General features: G+C 63.3%; 15 protein-coding genes and 1 tRNA gene. 15 read left to right on the top strand and 1 reads right to left on the bottom strand.

Annotated elements, in window-relative coordinates; all coding sequences use genetic code 11:
- The 11 genes from NNJEOMEG_RS20045 to rpoC all read left to right on the top strand — a co-directional run.
- On the top strand, positions 1-99 hold a 99-nt coding region (locus tag NNJEOMEG_RS20045), incomplete at its 5' end, for an EF-Tu C-terminal domain-related protein (protein WP_173086772.1).
- 4 nt (positions 100-103) lie between these two features.
- On the top strand, positions 104-253 hold the full coding sequence (rpmG, locus tag NNJEOMEG_RS20040) for a 50S ribosomal protein L33 (protein WP_173087255.1): 150 nt from the start codon (positions 104-106) through the stop codon (positions 251-253).
- Between the two features lie 16 nt (positions 254-269).
- Positions 270-345, top strand: a tRNA-Trp gene (locus tag NNJEOMEG_RS20035).
- Positions 346-364: 19 nt separating this feature from the next.
- Positions 365-622, top strand: coding sequence for a preprotein translocase subunit SecE (gene secE / locus NNJEOMEG_RS20030; RefSeq protein ID WP_173087254.1), 258 nt, complete (start codon positions 365-367; stop codon positions 620-622).
- Positions 619-1,188 (top strand): transcription termination/antitermination protein NusG, encoded by a 570-nt coding sequence (gene nusG / locus NNJEOMEG_RS20025; protein ID WP_173087253.1) that lies wholly within the window; start codon positions 619-621, stop codon positions 1,186-1,188. Before secE ends, nusG begins: the two co-directional genes overlap by 4 nt.
- Before the next feature lie 42 nt (positions 1,189-1,230).
- Entirely contained in the window at positions 1,231-1,656 is a 426-nt protein-coding gene (gene rplK, locus NNJEOMEG_RS20020) for a 50S ribosomal protein L11 (RefSeq protein WP_173087252.1), read from the top strand.
- Positions 1,657-1,670: 14 nt separating this feature from the next.
- The gene (gene rplA / locus NNJEOMEG_RS20015) at positions 1,671-2,378 is read left to right on the top strand and encodes a 50S ribosomal protein L1 (protein WP_173087251.1); all 708 of its coding nucleotides are present in this window, start codon (positions 1,671-1,673) and stop codon (positions 2,376-2,378) included.
- A gap of 112 nt (positions 2,379-2,490) precedes the next feature.
- Positions 2,491-3,015, top strand: a complete 525-nt coding sequence (rplJ, locus tag NNJEOMEG_RS20010) for a 50S ribosomal protein L10 (RefSeq protein ID WP_173087250.1) — start codon at positions 2,491-2,493, stop codon at positions 3,013-3,015.
- A 28-nt stretch (positions 3,016-3,043) separates the two neighbouring features.
- Complete coding sequence (gene rplL / locus NNJEOMEG_RS20005) at positions 3,044-3,433, top strand: 50S ribosomal protein L7/L12 (protein ID WP_173087249.1); 390 nt, start codon at positions 3,044-3,046, stop codon at positions 3,431-3,433.
- Positions 3,434-3,653: 220 nt separating this feature from the next.
- Positions 3,654-7,757, top strand: a complete 4,104-nt coding sequence (gene rpoB, locus NNJEOMEG_RS20000; protein WP_173087248.1) for a DNA-directed RNA polymerase subunit beta — start codon at positions 3,654-3,656, stop codon at positions 7,755-7,757.
- A 128-nt stretch (positions 7,758-7,885) separates the two neighbouring features.
- A complete protein-coding gene (rpoC, locus tag NNJEOMEG_RS19995) occupies positions 7,886-12,019 on the top strand; it encodes a DNA-directed RNA polymerase subunit beta' (protein ID WP_443093416.1) in 4,134 nt (1,377 codons plus the stop codon).
- Between the two features lie 359 nt (positions 12,020-12,378).
- Here rpoC and NNJEOMEG_RS19990 read toward each other — a convergent pair whose 3' ends face one another.
- Complete coding sequence (locus tag NNJEOMEG_RS19990; protein ID WP_173087246.1) at positions 12,379-14,259, bottom strand: sensor histidine kinase; 1,881 nt, start codon at positions 14,257-14,259, stop codon at positions 12,379-12,381.
- A 396-nt stretch (positions 14,260-14,655) separates the two neighbouring features.
- Between NNJEOMEG_RS19990 and rpsL the strand changes: the two genes are divergently transcribed.
- The 4 genes from rpsL to NNJEOMEG_RS19970 all read left to right on the top strand — a co-directional run.
- Positions 14,656-15,027 (top strand): 30S ribosomal protein S12, encoded by a 372-nt coding sequence (gene rpsL / locus NNJEOMEG_RS19985; RefSeq protein ID WP_173087245.1) that lies wholly within the window; start codon positions 14,656-14,658, stop codon positions 15,025-15,027.
- A 16-nt stretch (positions 15,028-15,043) separates the two neighbouring features.
- A complete protein-coding gene (gene rpsG / locus NNJEOMEG_RS19980; protein ID WP_173087244.1) occupies positions 15,044-15,514 on the top strand; it encodes a 30S ribosomal protein S7 in 471 nt (156 codons plus the stop codon).
- Between the two features lie 17 nt (positions 15,515-15,531).
- A complete protein-coding gene (fusA, locus tag NNJEOMEG_RS19975) occupies positions 15,532-17,604 on the top strand; it encodes an elongation factor G (RefSeq protein WP_173087243.1) in 2,073 nt (690 codons plus the stop codon).
- A 24-nt stretch (positions 17,605-17,628) separates the two neighbouring features.
- Positions 17,629-17,739, top strand: a 111-nt coding sequence (locus NNJEOMEG_RS19970; RefSeq protein ID WP_173085674.1) for a GTP-binding protein, incomplete at its 3' end; no start/stop codon positions are given.

Below are 17,739 nucleotides of genomic sequence, written 5' to 3'. Positions count from 1 at the left end.
CTGATCGCCCCCATCGCCATGGAGACCGGCCTGCGCTTCGCCATCCGCGAAGGCGGCCGTACCGTCGGCGCCGGTGTCGTGACCGAGATCATGGAGTAGGACAATGCGCCTGAACATCATCTTGCAGTGCACCGAGTGCAAGCGCAAGAACTACGCGACGGAAAAGAACAAGAAGAATACGACCGGACGGCTCGAGGTGAAAAAGTATTGTCCCTGGGACAAGAAACACACCGTGCACCGCGAGGCTAAATAGTCGGGCCGTATAACGCAGGGCAGTAGCTCCAACGGCAGAGCATCGGACTCCAAATCCGAGGGTTGTGGGTTCGAATCCCTCCTGCCCTGCCATCTTTCCCGGTAGGCGCAAATGGCCGCAAAAAAGGCGAAAACCGGCGATGCGGCGGAGAATGAAACCTCCGCCGCGTCTTCGGTGACGGGCAAAGTCGAGGAGTTCAAGGAATTCCTCGAACTGTCCAAGGTGGAGATCAAGAAGGTCACCTGGCCCACGAAGCGGGAGACCATCACCACCTCCGTGGCAGTGCTTGTCCTGGTGGTCGTGATGACCCTCTTTCTGGGCATCGTCGATCTTGGGCTTTCCAAACTGATCGAGTACATCTTGTCATGACCGAGAACACGCTCGACATCCCTGCGCCCGACGAATCCAAGGCGCGTTGGTACATCGTCCACACCTATTCCGGTTTCGAGAACAGGGTGGAGCAGACCATTCGCGAAATGATGCGTACGGGGCAGGACGAGGGGGCCATCGAAGAGGTGGTCGTGCCTACCGAGAAGGTGATTGAACTGGTCAAGGGCGAGAAGCGGACCTCTACCAGGAAGTTCTACCCCGGCTACGTGATGATCAAGATGGCCATGCACGACAAGTCCTGGCACTTGGTCCAAGAAATTCCCAGGGTCACCGGGTTTGTCGGGGGCAAGAACCGCCCGACGCCCATGCGCGACTCCGAAGCCCTGCGCGTGCTCTCCATGATGGAAAGCCGTCAGGAGCAGCCGCGTCCCAAGTTCAATTTCGACCGCGGCGACGAGGTCCGGGTCATCGACGGGCCGTTCGGCGGGTTCAACGCCCTCGTGGAGGACGTGAACTACGACAAGGGCAAGCTCAAGGTCTCCGTGTCCATTTTCGGCCGCCAGACCCCCGTCGAGCTCGACTTCGTGCAGGTGACCAAAAACTAGCGGGCCTCCCGGTCCGCCTCCCGATCAAAGGACGACACGACCATGGCCAAGAAAGAAGTCGCCAAAATCAAGCTGCAGCTGCCGGCCGGCAAGGCCAACCCCTCGCCCCCGGTCGGCCCCGCCCTGGGCCAGCACGGCGTGAACATCATGGAGTTCTGCAAGGCGTACAACGCCAAGACGCAGGACCAGATCGGCATGACCATCCCCGTGGTCATCACGGTCTACGCCGACCGCTCCTTCACCTTCATCACCAAGACCCCCCCGGCCTCGGTGCTGCTGGTCAAGGCCGCCAAGGTGGAGAAGGGCTCCGGCGAGCCCAACAAGAACAAGGTCGGCAAGGTGACTCGCGCCCAGGTCGAGGAGATCGCCAAGCTCAAGATGCAGGACATGACCGCCAAGGACCTGGACGCCGCCATGAACACCATCATGGGAACGGCCCGCAGCATGGGTCTGGACGTCGTGAGCTAAAAAGGAATACCGCCATGCCCAAGCACGGAAAGAAATACCGCGCCGCCGTCGAAGGCGTCGACCAGACCCTGAAGTTCGACCTCTCCGACGCCGTCAAGAAGGCGATCGAGGCCGGCCCCGCCAAGTTCGACGAAACCGTGGACGTGGCCGTCTGCCTCGGCGTCGATCCCAAATACTCCGACCAGATGGTGCGCGGCGCCGTCACCCTGCCGCACGGCCTGGGCAAGACCATCCGCGTGGCCGTCTTCTGCAAGGGCGACAAGGTCGCCGAGGCCAAGGCCGCCGGTGCCGACATCGTGGGCGCCGAAGACCTGGTGGAGCAGATCCAGGGCGGCATGCTCGACTTCGACAAGGCCGTCGCCACCCCGGACATGATGGCCCTGGTCGGCAAGATCGGCCGCGTGCTCGGCCCCCGCGGCCTGATGCCCAACGCCAAGACCGGCACCGTGACCATGAACGTCACCGACGCCGTGAAGGAGCTCAAGGCCGGACGCGTGGAATTCCGCGTGGACAAGGCCGGCGTGCTCCACGCCCCCCTGGGCAAGAAGAGCTTCGGTGCCGACAAGATTCTCGAGAACTTCAAGGCGCTGCTCGACACCGTGATCCGCCTGAAGCCCAGCGCGGCCAAAGGCACCTATCTGAAGTCCATGGCTGTAGCCACCACCATGGGCCCCGGCTTCAAGATCGACACCACCACGGTGAAGAAGTTTCTCGAAGGCTAGAGTTTACCCGGAAGTAAGTCAATGACAGCGGGTGGGGTTTGGCCCCTTAATAGCCCGCCGAGGCATGCCGCTTTGGCTTGCTTCCACCCTATAACCCTGGAGGAGGCAGACCTTGCAAACTCGCGAAGAAAAAGCCGAGATCATTGAGAAAATCAAGGATCGGGCTGGTCGCGCGAGCATTGCCGTGGTCACCGATTTCAAGGGCCTGACGGTGGAAGAGGTGACTGGCCTGAGAGTCAAGCTCCGCGAAGCGGGGGTTGATTTCCAGGTAGTCAAGAACACCCTGGCCCGGATCGCGTTGACCGGCAGCCCGCATGACTCGATCAAGGAACGGTTCAAGGAGCAGTGCGCCGTGGCATTCGGCTACGACGACCCTGTCGCCTGCGCCAAGGCCCTTGTCGACTACGCCAAAACCAACAAGAAGTTCTCCGTCCGATTCGCCAGCCTGCAGGGCCAGGTGATCGACGAGGCCGGACTCAAGGCCCTTTCCATGCTGCCCAGCAAGCCTCAGCTGCTGGCCCAGGTGCTCGGGACCATGAACGCCGTGCCCACGAACTTCGTGTCCGTCCTGGCCAACGTGATGCGTGGCGTGTTGAACGTGCTCACGGCCCTCAAAGACAAAAAAGAAGCCGCTTAAGCCAAAGCGCCCTGAAGGAGAAGACGCAATGTCCGACGTGACCAAAGAGCAGGTTGTCGATTTCATCGCCAATATGACCGTTCTTGAGCTCTCCCAGTTCATCAAGGAGCTCGAGGAGAAGTTCGGCGTGTCCGCCGCCGCCCCCATGGCCGCCATGCCCATGATGGCCATGCCCGGCGCCGATGCCGCCGCCGAAGTGGAAGAGAAGACCGAGTTCGACGTGATCCTCACCGGCTCCGGCGCCAACAAGATCAACGTGATCAAGGTCGTGCGCGCCCTCACCGGCCTGGGCCTGAAGGAAGCCAAGGACAAGGTCGACACCCTGCCCTCCACCCTGAAGGAAGCCGTGTCCAAGGCCGACGCCGAAGACGCCAAGAAGCAGCTTGAAGAGGCCGGCGCCACTTGCGAAATTAAGTAGATTGTTGCAAGACAACACATCGACCCGAAAGAGCGCACCCCCCGCAAGGGGGGAGTGCGCTCTTTCGCGCTTTCGTTTGCAATCCTGTCAATCCCTAATGATTTCGGCAGGTTAAATATATAGGGCATCGAGGCCCAGGCCAGACCGGGAACGCCCCGGAATACCGTGAAGGCCGTCCGGCCTGTCCGGCGGCTCAACACCACTTCTCTTCGAGGGAACAATGGCCCAGCTGACCAAGAGTTTCGGCAAGGTCGACGACTCCGTCACCATCCCCCACCTCCTCAACCTGCAGGTCGATTCCTACGAGCTTTTCCTGCAGCGCGACGTTCCGCCCGCCTCCCGCGCCGACGCCGGCCTGGAAGGCGTTTTCCGCTCCGTATTCCCCATCGAGGACTTCAACAAGACCGCCAGCCTCGAATACGTCAACTATGAGATCGGGGAACCCAAATACGACGTTCCCGAATGCATTTCCAAGGGCCTCACCCTGGAAGCCCCACTGCGCATCAAAGTTCGCCTCGTGGTCTACGACGTGGACGAAGAGACCGAAAACCGCACCATCCGCGACATCAAGGAACAGGTGATCTACTTCGGCACCGTCCCCCTGATGACCGAGAAGGGAACCTTCATCATCAACGGCACCGAGCGCGTCATCGTCAACCAGCTCCAGCGCTCGCCCGGCATCATTTTCGAGCACGACTCCGGCAAGACCCACACCTCCCGCAAGGTGCTCTATTCCTGCCGCGTGATTCCCATGCGCGGATCGTGGCTCGACTTCGATTTCGACCACAAGGACATCCTCTACGTCCGCATCGACCGTCGCAGGAAGATGCCGGCCACCATCCTCCTGAAAGCCATGGGGATGTCCAAGACCGATATCCTTACCTATTTTTACGACATCGAGCACTACTTCTTCCAGGGCGACCGCGTGTTCCGCGAGGTGCAGCCCCACTTCTACCGCAAGGAGAAGGCCTGGGCGGACATCCCCGGCACGGACGGCAAGGTCATCGCCGGCGTGGACAAGCCTATCACCAAGCGCGCCTGGAGGCTCATCCAGGAAGCGGGCATCGACCGCATCCCCGTCGATCCCGCCTCGCTTGAAGGCCTCTTCGTGGCCAAGGACTTCGCCGACCCCAACACCGGCGAAGTGGTCTGCGAGCCCGGCGACGAACTGACGCCCGCGCTCATCGAACGCCTGCGCGACCTGGGCGTGGATTCCATCCCCACCTTGTTCACCAAGGGCATGGACGTCTCCAGCTCCCTGCGCGACACCCTCCTGCTGGACAAGACCGCCGACATCACCGCCGCCCAGGTGGAGATCTACCGCCGTCTGCGCCCCAGCTCGCCCCCGACCCCGGAGATCGCGGCCAACTTCTTTGAAAACCTCTTCCGCAATCCGGATTACTACGACCTCTCGCCCGTGGGCCGCTACAAGCTCAACTCGCGCCTTAAGGTCGATCAGCCGCTCGATTTCCGCACGCTCTCCAACGACGATATCCTCAAGGCGATCAAACACCTGATCTTCCTGAAGGACTCGCACGGACCCGCCGACGACATCGACCACCTGGGCAACCGCCGCGTGCGTCCCGTGGGCGAGCTTGTTGAAAACCAGTACCGCATTGGCCTCGTGCGCATGGAGCGCGCCATCAAGGAACGCATGAGCCTCCAGGAAGTGGCCACGCTCATGCCCCACGACCTCATCAACCCCAAGCCGGTGGCGGCCGTGCTCAAGGAGTTCTTCGGGACCTCCCAGCTCTCCCAGTTCATGGACCAGACCAACCCGCTTTCCGAGGTCACCCACAAGCGCAGGCTCTCCGCCCTTGGCCCCGGCGGCCTCACCCGCGAGCGCGCCGGCTTCGAGGTGCGCGACGTGCACACCTCCCACTACGGCCGCATCTGCCCCATCGAGACGCCTGAAGGCCCGAACATCGGCCTCATCGTCTCCCTGACCACCTACTCCAAGGTGAACGACTTCGGCTTCATCGAGACCCCCTATCTGGTGGTCAAGGACAGCCAGGTCACCGACGAAGTGGTCTACATGGACGCCACCCGGGAGATCGACGAGGTGGTGGCTGCGGCCTCCACGCCGCTCGACCCCGAGAACCGCTTCATGACGCCCTTCGTCAACGGGCGCATCAAGGGCGACCAGCTCCCCGTGCCCATCGAAACGGTCACGCTCATGGACGTGTCGCCCGGCCAGATCGTGTCGGTGTCCGCCGCGCTCATTCCCTTCCTGGAGCACGACGACGCCAACCGCGCGCTCATGGGCTCCAACATGCAGCGCCAGGCCGTGCCGCTCATCCGCTGCGACCAGCCCCTGGTGGGCACCGGCATGGAAGGCGCGGTGGCCCAGGACTCCGGATCCTGCCTGCTGGCCGAGGAGAACGGCGTGGTGCACTACGCCGACGCCGAGCGCATCGTGGTGCGTTACGACAACGGCCTCTCGCCCCAGACCGGCGGCGTGAAGGCTTACGAGCTGCTCAAGTTCCACAAGTCCAACCAGAACACCTGCTTCGGACAGCAGCCCCGCGTGCTGGTGAACCAGCGCGTGAAGAAGGGCGACGTGCTGGCCGACGGCCCCGGCATCCGCGACGGCGAACTGGCCCTCGGCAAGAACCTGCTCGTCGCCTTCATGCCCTGGTGCGGCTACAACTTCGAGGACTCCATCCTCATCTCCGAGCGCGTGGTGAAGGAAGACGTCTTCACCTCCATGCACATCGAGGAGTTCGAGGTGGTGGCCCGCGACACCAAACTGGGCCCCGAGGAAATCACCAGGGACATCCCCAACGTCGGCGAGGAGATGCTCAAGAACCTCGACGACTGCGGCATCATCCGCATCGGCGCCAAGGTGAAGCCCGAGGACATCCTGGTGGGCAAGATCACCCCCAAGGGCGAAACCCAGCTCACCCCCGAAGAGAAGCTCCTGCGCGCCATCTTCGGCGACAAGGCCCGCGACGTGAAGAACACCTCCCTCAAGGTGCCGCCCGGCATCGAGGGCACGGTGATCGACGTGCGCGTCTTCAACCGCCGCTCCGGCGAGAAGGACGACCGCACCAAGCAGATCGAGGATGCTGAGCTCAACAAGATCGACATCAAGGAAGGCCAGCACATCGACGGCATCACCACCCAGATGCGCGCGCGCATCTGGGAGTTCGCCCAGGGCAAATCCATCGGGCAGACGCTCATGGGCAAGAAGAAGGGCGAAGTGCTCGTGGAGGCCGGACACCCCATCCGCCAGGACGTGTTCGACACCCTGCCCGTGAAGAAGCTGGCCAACCTCTTCCAGTCCAAGGACATCAACGACCGCATCGCGGACCTGCTGGAATCCTACGAGCGCCAGGTGCGCTTCGTGAAGGATGTCTACGAGTCCAAGCGCGGCAAGGCCGTGGAAGGCGACGATCTGCCACCGGGCGTGATCAAGATGGTCAAGGTCTACGTCGCCGTGAAGCGCAAGCTCCAGGTGGGCGACAAGATGGCCGGCCGCCACGGCAACAAGGGCGTCGTCTCCTGCATCCTGCCCGCCGAGGACATGCCCTTCTTCGCCGACGGCTCCCCCGTGGACATCGTGCTCAACCCCCTGGGCGTGCCCTCGCGCATGAACATCGGCCAGATCATGGAGACCCACCTGGGCTGGGCCGCCAAGGAGCTGGGACACCAGCTGGCCACCATGGTGGAGCAGGGCCTCCACGTAAAGGACCTGCGCGAACAGGTGAAGAAAACCTTCGAGTCGCCGCTCACCGACAAGCTGGTGGACGAGCTCGAAGACGCCGAGTTCGTGGCCGCCGTGAAGAAGCTGCGCCAGGGCATCGTCTGCAAGACCCCGGTGTTCGACGGCGCTTCCGAGGAAGAGATCTGGGGCTGGCTCGTGAAGGCCGGCCTGCCCGAGGACGGCAAGGCCAGGCTCTACGACGGACGCACCGGCGAGGCCTTCCACCGCTCCGTCACCGTGGGCATCATGTACATGCTGAAACTCCACCACCTGGTGGATGAAAAGATACACGCCCGTTCCACGGGCCCATACTCGCTGGTCACCCAGCAGCCGTTGGGCGGCAAGGCCCAGTTCGGCGGCCAGCGACTGGGCGAAATGGAAGTCTGGGCTTTGGAGGCCTACGGCGCCTCGTACCTTCTGCAGGAGTTCCTCACCGTCAAGTCCGACGACGTGGGCGGACGCGTGAAGATGTACGAGAAGATCGTCAAGGGCGACAACTTCCTGGAAGCGGGGCTGCCCGAGTCCTTCAACGTTCTGGTCAAGGAGCTCATGAGCCTTGGCCTGGACGTGGACCTCATCCAGGACGAAAAGAAGATGAAGGCCGCCGCCCGACGCTAGGGGGCACGGTCCGACGACGCGCCGATTGATCCGGTCCCCGGGCTTGCCCGGGGACCGGCCACGATACAAAGACTGGACGACCCATCAACCACGCGAGGGTGACCATGTCCCTGGACGACCTGTTCAGCATGAGAGGCACCGCGGCGACGCAGCTCTCCAGCCGCACGCTCAAGGCCATCAAGATATCCATCGCCTCCCCCGAGAAGATCCGCGAGTGGAGCTTCGGCGAGGTGAAGAAGCCCGAGACCATCAACTACCGCACCTTCAAGCCGGAGCGCGACGGCCTCTTCTGCGCCAAGATCTTCGGCCCCGTGAAGGACTACGAGTGCAACTGCGGCAAGTACAAGCGCATGAAGCACCGCGGCATCGTGTGCGAGAAGTGCGGCGTGGAGGTCATCGCCTCCAAGGTCCGCCGCGAGCGCATGGGCCACATCGAGCTGGCCGCTCCCGTGGCCCACATCTGGTTCCTGAAGACCCTGCCCTCCAAGATCGGCACCCTGCTCGACATGACCATGGTGGATCTTGAGAAAGTGCTCTATTTCGACTCCTACGTGGTCATCGACCCCAAGGAGACCAATCTTGCGCGCCTCCAGGTGATCAGCGAGGACCAGTACCTCCAGATCATCGACCACTACGGCGAGGACGCCGTCACCGTGGGCATGGGCGCGGAGGCCATCCGCTCCTTCATCGAGGAGATCGACCTGGCCAAGCTGCGGGCAGAACTGCGCGAGGAATCGCTCACCACCCGCTCCCAGACCAAGAAGAAGAAGATCATCAAGCGCCTGAAGATCGTCGAGGCGTTCCTGGAGTCCAACAACAAGCCCGAGTGGATGGTCATGGAAGTGATTCCGGTCATCCCGCCCGAGCTTCGCCCCCTGGTTCCCCTGGACGGCGGCCGCTTCGCCACCTCGGACCTGAACGACCTCTACCGCCGCGTGATCAACCGCAACAACCGTCTGAAAAGACTGTTGGAGCTGGGCGCGCCGGACATCATCATCCGCAACGAGAAGCGCATGCTTCAGGAGGCCGTGGACGCGCTGTTCGACAACGGCCGCCGGGGCCGAGCCATCACGGGCACCAACGGCCGTCCGCTCAAGTCCCTCTCGGACATGATCAAGGGCAAGCAGGGCCGCTTCCGTCAGAACCTGCTGGGCAAGCGCGTGGACTACTCGGGCCGTTCCGTCATCGTGGTGGGCCCCAAGCTGAAGCTGCACCAGTGCGGCCTGCCCAAGAAGATGGCCCTTGAGCTCTTCAAACCCTTCATCTACGCCAAGCTGGAAGAAAAGGGCCTGGCCACCACCATCAAGACCGCCAAGAAGATGGTGGAACGCGAAGAGCTGGTGGTCTGGGACATCCTGGAAGACGTGGTGCGCGAATACCCCATCATGCTCAACCGCGCCCCCACGCTGCACAGGCTGGGCATCCAGTCCTTCGAGCCCACCCTTGTGGAAGGCAAGGCCATCCAGCTGCACCCCCTGGTCTGCGCCGCCTACAACGCCGACTTCGACGGCGACCAGATGGCCGTGCACGTGCCCCTCTCCGTGGAGGCCCAGATCGAATGCCGCGTGCTCATGATGAGCACCAACAACATCCTCTCGCCCGCCAACGGCAACCCCATCATCGTGCCCTCCCAGGACATCGTGCTGGGGCTTTACTACCTCACCGTGGAGCGCAGCTTCCAGCCCGGCGAGGGCAAGGTGTTCGCGAACCCCATGGAGTGCATCACCGCGCACCATGCGGGCATCGTGCACCTGCACGCCAGGGTGAAGGTGCGCATGGACGGCAAGCTGGTGCTCACCAGCCCCGGACGCATCATGGTGGGCGAACTGCTGCCCCCCGAGGCCCCCTTCGAGCTGGTGAACACCGTGCTCAACAAGAAGTCCATCGGCCGCCTGGTGAGCGAGGTCTACCGCCTGGCCGGAACCAAGGCCACGGTGCTCCTCTGCGACCACCTGAAAGACCTGGGCTTCGAGTACGCCACCCGCGCGGGCGTCTCCATCGGCGTGAAGGACCTGACCATCCCGCGCATGAAGGCCGTGATCCTGGAGAAGTCCACCAACGAGGTGGACGAAATCCAGCAGCAGTACGCCGAGGGCATCATCACCCGCACGGAGAAGTACAACAAGGTCGTGGACGTGTGGACCAAAGCCACCAACGACGTGGCCTCCGAGATGATGAAGGAGATCTCCACCGACCTCATGGTGGACGAGAAGTCCGGCAAGGAGGAGCGCAACACCTCCTTCAACGCCATCTTCATGATGACCCACTCCGGATCGCGAGGCAACCCCGACCAGATGCGCCAGCTCGCGGGCATGCGCGGCCTCATGGCCAAGCCCTCCGGCGAAATCATCGAAACGCCCATCACGTCCAACTTCCGTGAAGGCCTCTCGGTGGCGCAGTACTTCAACTCCACCCACGGCGCTCGTAAGGGCCTGGCCGACACGGCGCTCAAAACCGCCAACTCCGGCTACCTCACCCGCCGCCTCGTGGACGTTGTGCAGGACGTGATCATCACCGAGATCGACTGCGGCACCGTGGACGGCCTGGAGATCAAGCACTACGAGAAGTCGGGCGAGATCAAGCAGCGCCTGGCCGAGCGCGCCCTGGGCCGCGTGGTCATGTTCGACGTGTTCGATCCCGAGACCTACGAGGTGCTCATCCCCGCCAACACCGTGGTGGACGAGACCTGGGCCCTGCGCATCGAGGAACTTGGCCTGCCCAACCTGACCATCCGCTCCACGCTCACCTGCCAGTCCGGGCAGGGCGTGTGCGCCATGTGCTACGGTCGCGACCTGGCCCGCGGGCACCTGGTCAACGTGGGCGAGACCGTGGGCATCATCGCCGCGCAGTCCATCGGCGAACCAGGCACGCAGCTGACCATGCGCACCTTCCACATCGGCGGCACGGCGGCCCGCGAAATCGAAAAATCGTCCATCCCCGCCCAGCATGCCGGCCGCGCGGTGCTCCACCGCATCAAGCTGGTGAAGAACCAGGAAGGCGTGCAGATCGTCCTGGGCAAATCCGGCCAGGTGTCCATCGTGGACGACCAGGGCCGCGAGCGCGAGAAGTACTCCCTGCCCTCGGGCGCGCGCCTCATGGTCACCGACGGACAGACCATCAAGAAAGACCAGATCCTGGCCGAATGGGACCCCTTCAACGAGCCCTTCGTCACCGACGTCGAAGGCGTGGTGAAATTCACCGACATCATCGAAGGCAAGACCTACCAGGAGAAGGTGGACGACGCCACCAAGCGCGCCACCCAGACCATCATCGAATACCGCACAACGCCCTATCGCCCCACCATCACCGTGGTTGGCGACGACGGCCAGGCCAAGATCCGCCCGGGAACCAACTCGGCGGCCATCTTCCAGCTGCCCGTGGGCGCCATCATCATGATCCGCGACGGCGAACCCGTGAAGGCCGGCGACGTGCTGGCACGCAAGCCCCGCGAATCCTCCAAGACCAAGGACATCGTGGGCGGTCTTCCCCGCGTTGCCGAGCTCTTCGAGGTGCGCAAGCCCAAGGACCTCGCCGTGGTCTCCGAAATCGACGGCATCGTATCCTTCGGCCCCGAGACCAAGGGCAAGCGCAAGGTCATCGTCACCCCCGAGACCGGCGACCCCAAGGAATACCTCGTGCCGCGCGGCAAGCACATCACGGCCCAGGAGGGCGACTTCGTGGAAGCCGGCGAGTGCCTCACCGAGGGCAACCCCGAACTGCACGACATCCTGAAGATCAAGGGCGAGAAGGTCCTTGCGCGTTACCTGGTGGAAGAAATCCAGGACGTGTACCGCTTCCAGGGCGTCAACATCAACGACAAGCACATCGAGATCATCGTGCGCCAGATGCTCAAGAAGGTTGCAGTCACCGATTCCGGCGACACCAACTTCCTCATCGGCGAACAGGTGGACAAGGCCAAGTTCATGGAGGAAAACGCCCGCGTGATGCAGGAGGGCCTCAAGCCCGCCGTGGCCGAACCCCTGGTGCTGGGCATCACCCAGTCCAGCCTCTCCACGGACTCCTTCATCTCCGCCGCCTCCTTCCAGGAGACCACCAAGGTGCTCACCGAAGCCTCCCTCATGGGCAAGGAAGATCACCTGCGCGGCCTCAAGGAGAACGTCATCGTGGGCCGTCTCATCCCGGCCGGCACCGGTTACCGCCGCTACATGGACACCGAGATCGAGGTGCCCGACCAGCCCGAGCGCCCCGAGCGCTTCGTTGACGACCTGGAGGAAACCTCCGCCTCCTACCTGGATCAGTAGGCCCAGGCAGACCGACCAGCACAAGGCGGCCCCGCGAGGGGCCGCCTTTTTTGTGGCCTGGCAGCGAGCTGTTACTGGGTAAGAGCGGACTGCAAGGCGCCATGGTGAGGTCGCCGCGAGCAGGGCGCGGAGGAATGGCGCCAGGGAAAGACGGGGAGGGAAGGTGTGGGCGCGCACGCCATTAGCCCGACGCGTGGCGCTTTTATCTCACGTGCGGTTTCAGTAGGCCTAACGCCGGTCGCACACGGAAGGTTGGAACCGGCGCGACGGATCGGTTGTCGATACGTCGTCCATAACGCAGCGTAGTGGCGTATCGGAGCGGTGGAGCAGGGGAGGCCCGGCGGCCAGGGAACATGCATTCAGTGCGTGCGCAAGGTGATGGTGCAGCGCGTGCCTGATGCGGAGTCCATGGACATCTCTCCGCCAAGCTGATCGGCCAGGCTGCACACGAGCAGGAGCCCCAGGGAACCGCCGTTCCCGGCATCGGGCGGCATGCCGGGGCCGTCATCGGCCACAAGCAGCACGGCCAGGCCCTCCCCGGCGGGGAGGAGCGACACCTCCAGCCTCCCGCTCCGTCCACCGGCGAAGGCGTACTTGAAGGCGTTGGTCACCAGTTCGTTGATCACGAGCCCGAGCGGGATGGCGCGTTCGATGGTCAGGCGGACGTCCCGTGCTTCCACGGTGAGGGCGACGTTCCCCTCCGATGTGCGGTAGGCGCTGGCGATGCGCTGCACCAACGCGGGCACGTAAAGGCCCATGTCCACGGAGGAGAGGTCGTCGGAGCGGTAAAGGTGCTCGTGGACTAGGGACATGGAGAGGATGCGGTCGCGCACGCGGGGAAGTTCCGGCTTGTCGCCGTGCCTCTCGGTCTCCTCCTGCAGGTTCAAAAGGCTGAGGATGATCTGGAGGTTGTTCTTCACGCGGTGATGGATTTCGCGCAGCATCACCTCCTTCTCGCGCAGGGAACGCAGCAGGGCTTCCTCGGTACGGCTGGCCTCGGTGATGTCGATGTTGATGCCCAGAATGCCGATGGAACTTCCGTCGGCATCCGTGAGGGGGCCGAGGATGGTCTGGACCTGACGCTTCGCTCCGTCGGGTAGGATCTGATCCTCCTGGGCCGTGAAGGTCTCCCCGGCGTAGGCGCGGCTGTTGTTGGCCTCCCAGCGGCGCAACGTGGGCTCGGGGAGTCCGGCGGCATCGAATGGCAGGCCACGCAGGTCTCCCCAAACCTTGATGCAGGATTCGCTCTGGAATATGATCCGCCCTGCCTGGTCTCGAGCCCAGGTCTCCACGGGGAGGTTGCGCAGAAGAGTGGAGAAGAGCGCGTTCTGGTGGAGCCTGGCGCGTTCGGCACGATGGGACCTGTCCAGACTGCGCGCCGCCAAAAAGGCCAGACTCAGCACGAGGGCAAGCCCGGCCATGCTGAAAAGCGCGTTGCCGAAGGCCTCCAGCCGCCATCCGGCGAGAACGGCCTCAGTTGTCTCGGAAACGGCAAGTACAAGGTTCGGGGGGTAGTCCAGGGCCATGCAGGATACAAAGCGTTCGCGGTCGTCCAATCCGGACACCACGCGGAATTCGCCCACCCTCTCGCCTGACGACAGGAAGGCTTCCACGGCGGGCAGGCCGGAGACGCTCACTCCAATCAGCGGATCCGGAAATGGCTGGCGCATGCGCACGATGCCGTCCTTCCCTGCTAGAAGCACTGCCCCGCCTTTAGTGGAGACGGACACGGCCATGGCTTGGGCAAAGAAATCAGGCAAAAGCGTGATGTTCACGAGCCCAAGAAACGATCCGTCGTCGGCACGGACCGGGCGGGAGGTGACCAGGATGGTCAAGTCCCGGGGGGCTATCACGGGCTCCGAAACGTAGAACATGTCGCCGCTGTCGGCGCTAAGCGCCTGAAAATAGGACCGGCTGGAGAAGTCCAGGCCTACGGCGTCCTTATTGGTGGAGAGCACGGCCACACCACGCGCGTCGAGGAAACTCATGCTGTAGATGAAGGGGAAAAGTTCCTTGAGTTCCTTGAGCCGTTCGTTGAGCCGGGAGAGATCATGAGGAGAGCTCTTGACGCCCTCGCGTATTTCGAGAAGCACGTTGTCCACCATGCGCAAATGTGACGAGATCTGCGCGTCGGCAATGCGCACGAGCCCGTGTCGGTGATTGGCGGCGTCGTGCAAGGTCGTGCTGTAGCCGACCATGATCGTCCGCGTGGTGAGCCCTGCCAGAATGACGGCCGCCACGAGCGCCACCAACCAGACTGCCCGGGTGGAGTATGGGCCACCGCGATCAAGCCCGGCGGTTGATCCCGACACGGCCTGCTCTCGCTGATTGAATAGTGTCCTAAGCATGTCTGAGAATAAGACTTACCGCTTCGATGGCCGGTAGCGCAAGTGAGGTATTGCGGCATGCCGGGAGGAAATTTCCGGTCAGGGGGTTGCCAAGCGCCCCGTGACTTGCTATCAAGACCTGCTTTCAGCGAGTCGCACGGTTTTCCGCGGCCAGTGACTGAACGGGAGGGCAGGTCTCTCCGCGCAGTCCAGTGTCGGCGCTATTTCCCCGGAGCTTGCTTGACAGGACCGGGATTTTTGTCTACTGCCGTGCGCCCTTGCAAATCAACAACGCGAACGGAGCGAAGCATGCCCACGATCAACCAGCTCATCAGCAAAGAGCGGGTGAAGCAGACCAAGCGCAAGAAGACCCCGGCTCTGCAAGCCTGCCCGCAGCGCCGCGGCGTGTGCACCCGCGTGTACACCACCACCCCCAAGAAGCCCAACTCGGCTCTGCGCAAGGTCGCGCGCGTGCGCCTGACCAACGGCATCGAGGTGACCAGCTACATCCCGGGCGAAGGGCACAACCTTCAGGAGCACTCCGTGGTGATGATCCGCGGCGGCCGCGTGAAGGACCTTCCCGGCGTGCGCTATCACATCGTCCGCGGCACCCTGGACACCTCGGGCGTCTCCGACCGTCGTCAGAGTCGCTCCAAGTACGGCGCCAAGCGCCCCAAATAAGTTGAGGTAACGCCCCATGCCCCGCAAAGGTCCCGTCACCAAGCGGCAGATCCTGCCCGATCCGGTCTACAGCAGCGTGCTGGTGAAGAAATTCATCAACCGCCTCATGCTCGACGGCAAGAAGTCCACCGCCGAGAACGTCTTCTACACGGCGGTGGAACAGCTGGCCGATAAGACCCAGGAAGAAGGCTTGAAGGCCTTCGAGAAGGCCCTGTCCAACGTGAAGCCGCACATGGAAGTGAAGCCCCGCCGCGTCGGCGGCGCCACCTATCAGGTGCCCATGGAAGTGCGCCCCGAGCGCCAGACCACCCTGGCCATCCGCTGGCTGATCGGCAACGCCCGCAAGCGCGGCGAGAAGGGCATGGTGGCCAGGCTTTCCGGCGAGCTGCTGGATGCCTTCAACAACCGCGGCGGCGCTGTGAAGAAGCGCGAAGACACCCATCGCATGGCGGACGCCAACAAAGCCTTCGCCCACTACCGGTGGTAGGATAGAGGAAGCCAGACGTGTCCAAACCAGTACCCATCGAGCGCCAGCGCAATATCGGCATCATGGCCCATATTGACGCTGGGAAGACCACCACCACCGAGCGCATTCTTTTCTACACCGGCGTCTCGCACAAGATCGGCGAAGTCCACGACGGCCAGGCCACCATGGACTGGATGGTCCAGGAGCAGGAGCGCGGCATCACGATCACTTCCGCCGCCACCACCTGTTTCTGGCGCGATCACCGGATCAACATCATCGACACCCCGGGCCACGTGGACTTCACCATCGAGGTGGAACGCTCGCTTCGCGTGCTCGACGGGGCCGTGGCCGTCTTCGACGCCGTGGCCGGCGTCGAACCGCAGACCGAGACCGTCTGGCGCCAGGCGGAGCGCTACCGCGTTCCGCGCATGTGCTTCGTGAACAAGATGGACCGCATCGGGGCCGACTTCTTCCGCTGCGTGGACATGGTCAAGCAGCGCCTCGGCGCCAAGGCCGTGCCCCTGCAGATCCCCATCGGCCGCGAGGACGAGTTCAAGGGCATCGTCGACCTGATCACCGGCAAGGCCTTCGTGTTCGACGACACCACCAAGGGCAAGGAATACAACATCGTCGACGTGCCCGCCGAACTTCAGGATCAGTACGACATGCTGCGCCTGGAGATGCTCGAAGCCATCGCCGAGGAAGACGAAGCCCTCATGGAGAAGTACCTGGGCGGCGAAGAGCTCTCCCCGGAGGAACTTCGCGCCGGCATCCGCAAGGCCGTCATCAACCTCTCCATCGTGCCCGTGCTCTGCGGCTCCGCCTTCAAGAACAAGGGCGTGCAGCCCCTGCTTGACGCCGTGGTGGACTTCCTCCCCTCCCCCGTGGACATCCCCCCCATCGTGGGCATGAACCCGGACAACGAGGAAGAGCGCATCGAGTGCCCCTGCGACCCGAACAAGCCCCTGGCCGCGCTGGCCTTCAAGCTCATGAGCGATCCGTTCATCGGGCACCTCACCTTCCTGCGCATCTATTCGGGCAAGATCGAGACCGGCATGTTCGTGCTCAACGCCGCCACCGGCAAGAAGGAACGCGTCGGGCGCCTGCTGAAGATGCACGCCAACAAGCGTGAGGACATCAAGGTCGCGCTGGCGGGCGACATCGTGGCCGCCGTGGGCCTGAAGCTCACCTCCACCGGCGAGACCCTCTGCGACGAAAAGGGCGGCGTGGTTCTGGAGTCGCTCAACATTCCCGAGCCGGTCATCGAGGTGGCCATCGAGCCCAAGACCAAGACCGACCGCGACATCCTGTCGCAGGCCCTGGCCAAGCTCGCCAAGGAAGACCCCTCCTTCCGCGTGAAGACCGACGAGGAAACCAACCAGACTCTCATCGCCGGCATGGGCGAACTGCACCTGGAGATCATCGTGGACCGCCTCATGCGCGAGTTCAACGTGAACGCCAACGTCGGCGCTCCCCAGGTCGCCTATCGCGAGACCATCACCAAGAACGTCAAGCACGAGAACCGCTACGTCAAGCAGACTGGCGGCCGCGGCCAGTACGCCCACGTGGTGCTGGAAGTCGGCCCCAAGGGCGACGGCGGCTACGAGTTCGAGAACTCCATCGTGGGCGGCGTGATCCCCAAGGAATACATCCCCGCGGTGGACAAGGGCATCCAGAACGCCTTGAAGTCCGGCGTGCTGGCCGGGTTCCCCGTGGTGGACGTGCAGGTCAAGCTGGTCTTCGGCTCTTTCCACGAGGTGGACTCCTCCGAGCAGGCCTTCTACATCTGCGGTTCCCAGGCCTTCAAGGAAGCCTGCCGTCAGGCCACTCCCGTGCTGCTCGAGCCCATCATGAACGTCGAGGTGGTGACGCCCGACGAATACCTGGGCGACGTCATGGGCGACCTCAACGGCAGGCGCGGGCGCGTCTCCAACCTGGAGTCCCGCGTGGGTTCTCAGGTGATCAAGTGCCACGTGCCCTTGTCGAACATGTTCGGCTACGCCACGGACCTGCGCTCGCGCACCCAGGGCCGCGCCACGTTCACCATGCAGTTCGACCACTACGAGCAGGTTCCCGCGAGCCTGGCCGAAGAAATCATCAAGAAGAAATAAAGGGACGCCCCAGGAGATCACGCTATGGGCAAGGCCAAATTCGAGCGCAACAAGCCGCACGTCAACATCGGCACCATCGGTCACATCGACCACGGCAAGACCACGCTGACCGCCGCCATCACGAAGCTTTCGCAC

This window comes from Fundidesulfovibrio magnetotacticus (assembly GCF_013019105.1).
Lineage (GTDB): Bacteria > Desulfobacterota > Desulfovibrionia > Desulfovibrionales > Desulfovibrionaceae > Fundidesulfovibrio > Fundidesulfovibrio magnetotacticus.
Note: the sequence above shows the minus strand (reverse complement) of the source record. Positions and strands in the feature narration are given on the sequence as shown.